The following is a 9,169-nucleotide window of genomic DNA, read 5'->3' as shown; positions in this document are numbered from 1 at the left end:
ACAAACGAAATAAACGAAATAAACGAAACAAATGAAACGGGAGGGCGACCCCCCGCCGGATTCAGAAAAGAAGCGCCAGCACCAGAAGCGCAGCCGGTACGAGCAGCGGATAGGGCATGGCCGTCAGCAGCAGGCCGCCGATCACCGCGCCGACCAGGTAGCCGGTCCAGGTCAGTGTCAGAAGCCACGTGTTGGAAGCCGAGGGCAGCGGCGTGTCGGCGCCGCGCCACAGCCGATCGACGACTGCGTCGGCGGTTCGGGCCAGCGTGCTGGTCACCACGACCGTGCTGACGGCGTGGCCGGCGAAGCTGGTGATCGTCGAGGCCTGCAGGCCCATGGCGAAGGCCACGATCATCACCGCCTCCTCCTGGCCGACGGGCAGGAAGCCCACCCCGGCGAGGATCGCCGCTTCGAGCAACAGACCGGGGGCCGGCGACTTCAGCAGCCGCAGCATCACGCGGGCCAGCATGGCGCCCGGGAAGAAGGCGACCAGCGGCGTGAGATGGTTCCAGGCGCCGGGATGGTTGCCCTTCGCCAGGTCGATGCCGGCCAGCACCGTGTTGCCGGTCATGTTCGCGGCGAACACGCCGTTCATGGTGACGTAGCCGATGGCGTCGGCGATGCCGGCGACCACCGTCAGCAGGGTCGCCAGTGCGAGAGGACGGACGCTGATGGCTACACCACGTCGTAGGTGATCTCGACCTCGGCCCCGAAACAATGGCCCTGGCAGGTCAGGATCCAGTTATTGGCGAGATCGTCGGGCGTGTAGATGTCGTTCTTGGCCAGCACGACCTTGCCCTTGATGGTCTTGGCCGCGCACGAGGCGCAGAAGCCTTCCTCGCAGGAGGAGAGCGGGTTGAGGCCGCCGCCGCGCGCCGCTTCGAGGATGGTCTGGCCCTTGGCGTAGGCCACCTTGTGGACCTTGCCCTCGAAATGGATCGTGATCTCGCTCGGGATCACGTCGCCTTCCTCGCTGGGCTGGATGGGAATGGCGTCGTTGCCCGAGGCCTCGAACCGCTCGATGCGCACCTTCTCGTGCGGCATGCCGTGCTCGAACAAGGTCTCCTCGACCAGGCTCATGAACGGGCCGGGGCCACAGAGATAGACGTCGCCCATCTCGAAGCCCTTCATCGCCGCCACGATCTCCTCGGGCTTGATGATGCCCTGGGTCGAATCGAGGTGGTGGATCACCTCCAGCCTGCCGGGATGCGCCTTGAGCAGTGCCTCGAACTCGGCGTCGAAGATGACCGATGGCTTGTCGCGGTTGGCGTAGAACAGCCGGATCGTCCGCTTGCCCTGCTTCAGAGCGCTCTTGATCAGCGACATCATGGGCGTGATGCCGCTGCCGCCGCCGAACAGCAGGAGCGGTGCGTCGCCCTCGCCCAGTACGAAGCGGCCGGCTGGCGGCAGCACTTCGAGCATGCCGCCTTCGGTCACCGCGTCGTGGAACCAGTTGGAGCCCCTGCCGCCCTGGACGCGCTTGATCGTGACCTTGGGCAGCCCGTCGGTCTCGGGGGCGCTGGACAGCGAGTAGCAGCGGTTGAAGGCACCGTCGGGGTGCGGGACGCGGAAGGTCAGGAACTGGCCGGCGCGATACCGGTACTTTTCGGCGAGGTCGGCGGGGATCTCGAGGACGAAGGAGCGGGCGTCCGGCGTTTCCTGGATGATCTTGGCGATGCGCAGTTGGTTGTAGGACATCAAAAACTCGTCTTTAGGGCCCGATTTCCGGGCGGACTCTCCTAGCAGACTGTGTTAAGTTCCGCCGAGAAAAATGAGCGGAGCGTCATCTTCAACGCTCCGTATGGGATGGGACAAGGTTCAGGGCCAGGAGGCAAGAGCCGATGACGACGCAAAAAATTTATCAGCTGCCGGTCGACGTCACGAACTGGAAGTTCGATGGCGCCACCGAGATCGCCTTCAACTGGGAATACGAGGACGGCTCGGCCGACCTGTTGAACCTCTACGAGAAGGGCAAGCAGCAGCAGTGGGACACCAGCACCCGCATCGACTGGACCCAGCAGCTCGACGAAGGCAACCCGATGGGCATGCCCGACGAGTCGATCGCGATCTACGGCTCGCCCTTCTGGGAGAAGATGACCGACAAGGAGAAGGACTGGCTGCGCTTCAACCTGCAGTGCCATTCCATCTGCCAGTTCATGCACGGCGAGCAGGGCGCGCTGATCGCGACCTCGAAGATCGTCGCCACCGTGCCGGACATGAACGCCAAGTTCTATGCCGCCACCCAGGTGATGGACGAAGCCCGCCACGTCGAGAGCTACAAGCGGCTGATCCATGAGAAGTTCAAGGCGGCCTATCCGATCACGGACTCGCTGAAGAACCTGCTCGAGCAGACGCTGTCCGATCGTCGCTGGGACATGACCTATCTCGGCATGCAGGTGCTGATCGAGGGCCTGGCGCTCGCCGCCTTCCAGCGCATCCGCGACACCGCCAAGAACAACCTGGCCGGCGCCGTGAACGCCTATGTGATGCAGGACGAGGCGCGCCACGTCACGTTCGGCCGCATGGCGCTGCGCGAATACTACCCGCACCTCTCCGATGCCGAGCGTGCCGAGCGCGAGGAGTTCGTGGTCGAGGCGCTCTACTTCATGCGCGACCGCTTCAACCAGGCCGAGGTCTGGATGCGGTCCGGCCTGCCGGTGAAGGAAATGCTGGAATACGCCTACCAGTCGGGCGCCATGCAGCAGTTCCGCACGCGCCTCTTCACCCGCATCGTGCCGATCCTCAAGGAGATCGGCCTGTTCGGCCCGAAGGTGCAGCACGCGCTGGGCCAGATGGGCGTGCTGGGCTACGCCGAACTCGATATCGAGCAGATGATCGGCAACGACCTCAAGGTCGCCGACGATTTCGACGCCAAGAAGTTCGTGAAGGAACAGATCGCCGCCGAGTAGCGGTTGGTCGCAGACGGAATGGAGAAGGGGGCCTCACGGCCCCTTTTTCTTTTCTTGTCATCCTGAGCGCAGCGAAGGACCTCACGCCCGCAAGGGAGTCCGCCGGTCGCTCGGCAAGGTCCTTCGCTGTCGCTCAGGACGACAATTGTTACTGGCAAGTATCAATACGCGACGCCGCGCCGAGCACGGTTGCGACCTTGGAGATGTCGAGGCAGCGCGTGCCGATCCAGGCCTTGGTCTGCACGAAGATCGCGTAGCGGGCGAAGGTATCGGCCTGTTCGGCGGGCGTTGCTTTCTTGCGCGCGAGCAGCCAGCTCAAGGCGTAGATGTTGCCGGTCGCGAAGTCGGCCGAGGGGATGTCGGGATCCTTTGCCCAGAGCGCCACGTTCTTCTTGGCCGCGCCCGTCGGGTCGGTAAGGCCGGCGAGCCAGGTGCTGGCGTTCGCGGCCAGTGCATACGACCCGCCATTCTGGGCGATCAGCGCCTTCACCTCTCCGGCCACACCGATATAGCCCTGGCCCTCGATCGTGCTGCCGGCGCAGCCGATGCGGCAGAGGGCGACGAACATCAGGTACTCGGCAAGGATGATCTCGATGTTGCCGTTGTTGTGCCGGCGCCAGGCGCGCGCGAGGTTCCAGCCTTGCGTCAGCTCCGCGCCGGTCCACGGCTTGGCGGCCAGCGGCGTGTCGCGTTCCAGCTCGCCGATCACAACTTGGGCGGCGGACTGCCATTCGGGCGGGATTTGCGCGGCCGCCGGCGTGGCGGTGCCGAGCAGGACCAGCATCAGGATCGAGAGGAGTCGTTTCATGGCAGGCTCCCTTAATATTTGCGGGCCGTCTTCCGATCGCGGCTTTCGTATTGGACGATGTCGTCGGCCTTGAGCACGGTGGCGTCGGGCGGCATCAGCCAGCGCCTCTGCGCCGGCTTGATCAGCGGGTAATGGCGGGCATCGTCGAGCGCGGCGCCGACCTCCCAGCAATCCTCTCCGTTGGTGATCCAGGTGTCGGGCGCGAAGCGGCGCAGGTCGATCGAGGTCGAATAGGTGCGCAGGGTCTTGCGGCCCTTGTTGAAGTATTCGTGGAAGTACGACATCGCGAGCTCGCGCAGGCTGCGATAGACAGGGTCGCGCCAGCGCAGCCAGGCATGGTTGCTCTTGGAGATCGCGCCCCAGCAGCCGTTGCGGCGAAAGAGCGTGACGACGTGGTCGGCATCCTCGCGCGTGGCCGTCAGGTCCATGACCAGCGGCGGCTCGCCCTGCAGCCACAGCGCGCAGGCCGCGACGAAGGCCGCCTCGAGGCAATGGGCCTCGCGATGACGCAGCACGCCGCGCACCGACCGCAGGCTGTCGCCGCCCGGCTCGAAATTGGCCGGAAGGGCCGAGACGTATTCCTGAACGCGTTGCGGCGTGCGCAGGGACGCAAGGATGCGTCCTTCGGCGGCGGTGAGACCCAGTTCGGCAGGCGTGGGGCGTTGGCGTCTGCGCATCGTGTGCAATAGTGCCGTGACGCGCCGTGACAGGCCAGTGAAGGATCGGGGTGGTTGGTGGAGCTGAGGGGGATCGAACCCCTGACCTCCTCATTGCGAACGAGGCGCTCTCCCAGCTGAGCTACAGCCCCCTCCGACCCTTGGAGAACCGCGCGGATAATGGTTGCCGGGCCCCCTGTCAAGCAATGCGGCCTGTGTTAGCGTCCGCCCCCTGTTTTTGATCGAGAGGTACGACCGTGGCCAACGCGAAGAAGATCGTCCAGACGGATGCCGCCCCCAAGGCGCTCGGCCCCTATTCGCAGGCGGTCGTCGCCAACGGCCTGGTGTTCTGCGCGGGGCAGATCCCGCTCAATCCCGCGACCGGCGACATCGTCGAGGGCGGCATCGCCGAACAGACCCACCAGGTGCTGAAGAACCTGCGTGCGGTCCTGAAGGCGGCCGGCAGCGATCTCGACCAGGCCGTGAAGACGACCGTGTTCCTGAAGAGCATGGACAGTTTCGTGGCCATGAACGAGGTCTATGGCCTGCCCGAATATTTCGGCAGCGCCACGCCCGCGCGCTCGACCGTCGAAGTCGCCCGCCTGCCGCGCGACGTCATGGTCGAGATCGAAGTCGTCGCCCTGGTCTGAGATCATGGCCGATCCGGTGACCTGGCTGCTGGCGCTCGGCTCCTTCACGGTGTTCGTCCTGCTGGTCGTGCACCTGCTGCTGGCGCTCGTGCTGATCATCCCGACCTGGCGCATCTGCACGCGCGCCGGCTTCTCCGGCGCGCTGTCGCTGTTCCATCTGGTGCCGGTCATCGGCTCCTTCATCGTCATGGGCATGCTGGCCTTCAGCACCTGGCCCAATGGCGAAGCGCCGCCGGGGCGCTAGATGTTCGGTGTGGAAATCGCGGCCCTCACCGGCCTGTTCGGCCTGACCGGCGCCTTCGCGCTGATCGGCACGGTGCTCGCGGGATGGATGGCCTGGCGCATCGTCGAGAAAGCGGGCCTGCCGGGATGGACGGGGCTGGGCGCCATCCTGCTCACCCTGACCGCCGTGGGCACCATCGTGCCGCTGATCCTGCTCTGGGTCTTCGCCTTCATGCGCTGGCCGCGCGACGAACCCGCAGTCGGGGCCGGCGGCGGCTTCGCGCCTCCGACCGGTCCAATGGCTCTTGCAGGCCCCTCGATGGCCTTGCCCGATTCACGCGGTTGGCGGCTCGCCGGCAGGCTCGGCAATGGCGGCTCGGTCTCCCTCGCGGTCGCCGGCACGTCCGGCACCTATGCGCTGACGGGCGCGCAAACCGGGGCGCCGACCGATCTCAGCGTGCCCGATCCGTCGGTCGGCCAGCCCCATGCCCGGCTCCTGCTCTCGGGCAGCCGGCTGGGCCTGGAAGATCTCGGCACGCCGGGCGGCACCTTCATCGATGGCGCCCGGCTGCTGCCCGAGCATGGACCGCGCGACATCAGCGCGGTGCGCTCGATCCGCCTCGGCAGCGTGGAGCTTGCACTGACGCGAGCCTGAATGGACTTGTGATCGGCAATCGCTGCCGAGTAGGGTGCCGCGGCCGGCGGTTGGCCGGCCTCAAGGCGCGGGGGCCCGATGCTGTCGTTGGCGGTGCTGATCGACAAGATTATCGACATCTACACCTGGATCGTGATCGCCAGCGCGATCATGAGCTGGCTGGTGGCGTTCGGCGTGGTGAACATCCGCAACCAGTTCATCCGTGTCGTGGTCGATCTGCTGTTCCGCCTGACCGAGCCGGTCCTGCGCCCGATCCGGCGCGCGCTGCCCAATCTCGGCGGCGTCGACATCTCGCCCGTCATCCTCCTGCTCGGCCTGTTCTTCATCCGCAGCCTGCTGTGGGAGTATGTCTGGCCGTCCTTCGTCCGCTGAGCCCAGCCCCGGCCGACCCCGCTTTCCTGCGCCGAACCTCCGGCGGCGTGACGATCCAGCTCCGCGTGCAGCCTCGCGCGCGCCGTCTGGCGCTCGACTGCACGGCCGACGGCGGGCTCAAGGCCGCAGTGACGGCGGCGCCCGAGGATGGCAAAGCCAACGACGCCGTCGTCGCGCTGCTGGCGCAGGCCTGGCGCTTTCCGAAATCGACCATCGAGATCGTGCGCGGCGGGACGGCACGGGAGAAGACTCTCAAGATCACGGGCGAGCCGGCCGGGCTCGCCGAGCGGATTTCGGAATGGGTGCGCAAGAATGGCTGATGCGAAACTGATCGATGGAAAGGCCTTCGCGGTTGGCCTGCGCCAAAGGGTGGGCGCCGAGGTGGCCGACCTGATCGCCAAGGGTGGGCCGAAGCCCGGCCTCGCCACGGTGCTGGTCGGCGCCGACCCGGCCAGCCAGGTCTATGTACGCAGCAAGGGCAAGCTCGCGGTCGAGCTCGGCATGGCGAGCTTCGATCACCAGTTGCCGGAGAATACGACGCAGGACGAGCTCTTGGCCCTGATCGCGCGCCTCAATACCGATCCTGCCGTCAACGGCATCCTGGTCCAGTTGCCGCTGCCCAAGCACATCGACACGGCGAAGATCCTGATCGCCATCGACCCGGCCAAGGATGTCGACGGTTTCCATCCGGTGAATGTCGGCCGCCTCGGCTCGATCGCGCCGGGCGCGCCGCTCGACTTCCCGGTACCGTGCACGCCGCTCGGCGTCTCGATGCTGCTGCAGGATGCGCTGGGTTCCCTGTCCGGCCTCAACGCGGTGATCGTCGGTCGCTCCAACCTCGTCGGCCGACCGGTGGCGCAACTGCTGCTGCGCGCCGATTGCACGGTGACGATCACCCATTCGCGCACCCGTGACCTAGCCGCGGTCTGCCGTCAGGCCGACATCCTGGTCGTGGCGATCGGCCGGACCGAATTCGTGAAGGGCGACTGGATCAAGCCGGGCGCCGCTGTGATCGATGTCGGCATCAACCGCATCCCGACGCCGGAGGGCAAGAGCCGGCTGGTCGGCGACGTGGCCTTCGCCGAGGCGCAGAAGGTGGCGGGACACATCACGCCCGTACCGGGCGGCGTTGGCCCGATGACGGTGGCCTGCCTGATGTACAACACGCTGCAGGCCACGCGGAACGTCGCCGGATTACCGTTCGTTGCCGTCTGATCAGTTCTTCAGCATGCCTGCAACCAGCGCGGTCACGTTGTGGCGCATCATCTTCTCGTAGGTCGGCGCCGGCCCATCGGGCCCTGACAGCGCGTCGGTGTAGAGGCGTGGGCCGACCACCGCGCCCGATTCGCGCGCGATCTGGTCGACCAGGCCGGGGTTGGTCATGTTCTCGACGAACAGCGCCTTGATGCGCTGTTCGCGCGCCTCGCGGATCAGCAGCGCGACATCGCGCGCCGAGGGCTCGCTGCTGGTGTTGTAGCCGCGCGGCGACTGGAACTTCACGCCATAGGCGGCGGAGAAATAGCGAAACGAATCGTGGCCGGTGATGGCGCGGCGCTTGTCGGCCGGCACCTTGGCGATCTCTTCCTTCACCCAGGCATCGAGCTCGACCAGGCGGCGATCGAAGGCCTCGGCGCGCTCGCGATAGTGGGCGGCGTTCGCCGGATCGGCTTCGGCCAGGCCCTTGGCGATGTTGGCGACGTAGGTGCGGATCTTCTGGACGTCCTGCCAGCAATGCGGGTCGGGCCCGTGTGCGTGCGAATGGCCGTGACTTGATCCCGCCTGGAGGGTCGCGACGCCGGTCGTCGCCACGATCGCCTTGCCCTTGAAGGGCGCGGCCTTGGCGAGGCGGTCGATCCAGCCCTCGAAGCCCAGCCCGTTGCTCACCAGCACCTGCGCGTCGGCCAGCGCGCGCGCGTCGCTGGGGCGGGGCTGGTAGGCATGGGCGTCGATGTCCGGGCCGACCACGACCGACAGGATGGCCTTGTCGCCGGCCACCTCGGCCAGCAGGTCGCCCAGGATCGAGAAGGTCGCCACGGCCTTGATCTTCGTCTCCGCCGAGGCCGGCAGGGAGACGGCAGCCAGGCCCAGGGCCAGAAGAAGCGCACGGAACAGCATATCGTTACAATATAACGTCAGACCGGAAAGTCGAGCCACTCCGGGGTGTGACCCGTCGCCTCGAAGAAGCGCAGCAGGTCGGCGAGACTCAGCGCCGTGGTCATGGTGTTGACCAGCGGATGGGCATTGACCGGCCCGCCCTCGGCGATGCCGCGGTCGAGGACCAGCCGGACCTTGTGCTCCGGGTCGTTGACGACGGCGAGCGGCGTCACCGAGCCCGGCGCGACCCCGAGATGGCGCCGCAGCCGCTCGGGGCTGCCGAACGAGAACTTGCCCGCGCCCAGCCGCTCGCCCAGGCGCTTGAGGTCGATGGCGCGGTCCTCCAGCGCCACCACCAGCCACATCTCCTCCTTCCTGTTGCGCAGGAAGAGGTTCTTGATGTGATGGCCGGGCAGGTCGCCGCGCAGCGCCTTGGCTTCCTCGACCGTGTAGACCGGCGGATGCTGGACGGTGCGATGGGCGATGCCGAGCGCGTCGAGGCGGCTGAGCAGTTGTTGCGGATCAAGCATGGTGGGTGAGGGCTCTACCCCATGAAACGCGCCGTTTGCCAGCCCCTTGCCAAGGCGAAGGAAAAGCCCTATCAACGCCGCCTTCCGGCAACCTACCCGGCCGGATCTGGAGCGCGGGCGTAGCTCAGGGGTAGAGCACGACCTTGCCAAGGTCGGGGTCGAGGGTTCGAATCCCTTCGCCCGCTCCAATTTCTGTTAAGAGCCATGAGGCTCTTAGCGGTCCTTCCGCAGTCGAAAAATCTAAGAAGTGCAGTTGTCACGCGTGGTTCACGG

General features: G+C 66.5%; 13 protein-coding genes and 2 tRNA genes. 8 read left to right on the top strand and 7 right to left on the bottom strand.

Features of this window, described 5'->3' with window-relative positions:
- Positions 1–61: 61 nt before the first annotated feature.
- Both AC1ROX_RS21545 and AC1ROX_RS21540 read right to left on the bottom strand, forming a co-directional pair.
- A complete protein-coding gene (locus tag AC1ROX_RS21545; protein ID WP_493128938.1) occupies positions 62–718 on the bottom strand; it encodes a YoaK family protein in 657 nt (218 codons plus the stop codon).
- Positions 676–1,698 (bottom strand): 2Fe-2S iron-sulfur cluster-binding protein, encoded by a 1,023-nt coding sequence (locus tag AC1ROX_RS21540; RefSeq protein ID WP_493128936.1) that lies wholly within the window; start codon positions 1,696–1,698, stop codon positions 676–678. Before AC1ROX_RS21540 ends, AC1ROX_RS21545 begins: the two co-directional genes overlap by 43 nt.
- 143 nt (positions 1,699–1,841) lie before the next feature.
- On the opposite strand from AC1ROX_RS21540, the gene AC1ROX_RS21535 reads away from it, so the two are divergent.
- Positions 1,842–2,909 carry a ferritin-like domain-containing protein gene (locus AC1ROX_RS21535; protein WP_493128934.1) on the top strand — a complete coding sequence of 356 codons (1,068 nt, stop codon included), beginning with the start codon at positions 1,842–1,844 and terminating at the stop codon, positions 2,907–2,909.
- Between the two features lie 148 nt (positions 2,910–3,057).
- On the opposite strand, the gene AC1ROX_RS21530 is transcribed toward AC1ROX_RS21535, so the two are convergent.
- The 3 genes from AC1ROX_RS21530 to AC1ROX_RS21520 all read right to left on the bottom strand — a co-directional run bounded on the left by AC1ROX_RS21530 (position 3,058) and on the right by AC1ROX_RS21520 (position 4,525).
- The gene (locus AC1ROX_RS21530; RefSeq protein ID WP_493128932.1) at positions 3,058–3,717 is read right to left on the bottom strand and encodes a hypothetical protein; all 660 of its coding nucleotides are present in this window, start codon (positions 3,715–3,717) and stop codon (positions 3,058–3,060) included.
- Positions 3,718–3,728: 11 nt separating this feature from the next.
- Positions 3,729–4,394, bottom strand: a complete 666-nt coding sequence (locus AC1ROX_RS21525; protein ID WP_493128930.1) for a hypothetical protein — start codon at positions 4,392–4,394, stop codon at positions 3,729–3,731.
- A gap of 55 nt (positions 4,395–4,449) precedes the next feature.
- Positions 4,450–4,525, bottom strand: a tRNA-Ala gene (locus tag AC1ROX_RS21520).
- 105 nt (positions 4,526–4,630) lie between these two features.
- Here AC1ROX_RS21520 and AC1ROX_RS21515 point away from each other — a divergent pair.
- The 6 genes from AC1ROX_RS21515 (at position 4,631) to folD (ending at position 7,487) form a co-directional block, all read left to right on the top strand.
- The gene (locus tag AC1ROX_RS21515) at positions 4,631–5,023 is read left to right on the top strand and encodes a RidA family protein (protein ID WP_493128928.1); all 393 of its coding nucleotides are present in this window, start codon (positions 4,631–4,633) and stop codon (positions 5,021–5,023) included.
- Between the two features lie 4 nt (positions 5,024–5,027).
- Positions 5,028–5,267, top strand: a complete 240-nt coding sequence (locus AC1ROX_RS21510) for a hypothetical protein (protein WP_493128926.1) — start codon at positions 5,028–5,030, stop codon at positions 5,265–5,267.
- Positions 5,268–5,900, top strand: a complete 633-nt coding sequence (locus AC1ROX_RS21505) for an FHA domain-containing protein (protein WP_493128924.1) — start codon at positions 5,268–5,270, stop codon at positions 5,898–5,900.
- Positions 5,901–5,978: 78 nt separating this feature from the next.
- Positions 5,979–6,272, top strand: a complete 294-nt coding sequence (locus tag AC1ROX_RS21500) for a YggT family protein (RefSeq protein WP_493128922.1) — start codon at positions 5,979–5,981, stop codon at positions 6,270–6,272.
- 47 nt (positions 6,273–6,319) lie between these two features.
- A complete protein-coding gene (locus AC1ROX_RS21495) occupies positions 6,320–6,592 on the top strand; it encodes a DUF167 domain-containing protein (protein ID WP_493128920.1) in 273 nt (90 codons plus the stop codon).
- A complete protein-coding gene (folD, locus tag AC1ROX_RS21490) occupies positions 6,585–7,487 on the top strand; it encodes a bifunctional methylenetetrahydrofolate dehydrogenase/methenyltetrahydrofolate cyclohydrolase FolD (protein ID WP_493128918.1) in 903 nt (300 codons plus the stop codon). Before AC1ROX_RS21495 ends, folD begins: the two co-directional genes overlap by 8 nt.
- On the opposite strand, the gene AC1ROX_RS21485 is transcribed toward folD, so the two are convergent.
- A complete protein-coding gene (locus tag AC1ROX_RS21485) occupies positions 7,488–8,387 on the bottom strand; it encodes a metal ABC transporter solute-binding protein, Zn/Mn family (protein ID WP_493128916.1) in 900 nt (299 codons plus the stop codon).
- 17 nt (positions 8,388–8,404) lie between these two features.
- Positions 8,405–8,896: a prolyl-tRNA synthetase associated domain-containing protein gene (locus tag AC1ROX_RS21480; protein ID WP_493128914.1), complete on the bottom strand. Its 492-nt coding sequence runs from the start codon at positions 8,894–8,896 to the stop codon at positions 8,405–8,407.
- 113 nt (positions 8,897–9,009) lie between these two features.
- On the opposite strand from AC1ROX_RS21480, the gene AC1ROX_RS21475 reads away from it, so the two are divergent.
- Positions 9,010–9,084 (top strand) — tRNA-Gly (locus tag AC1ROX_RS21475).
- Positions 9,085–9,169 lie beyond the last annotated feature (85 nt).

The organism is Reyranella sp. GW821-FHT14A01, from assembly GCF_058803965.1.
The sequence above is the reverse complement of the archived record's forward strand: the minus strand, read 5'-3'. Positions and strand labels throughout refer to the sequence as shown.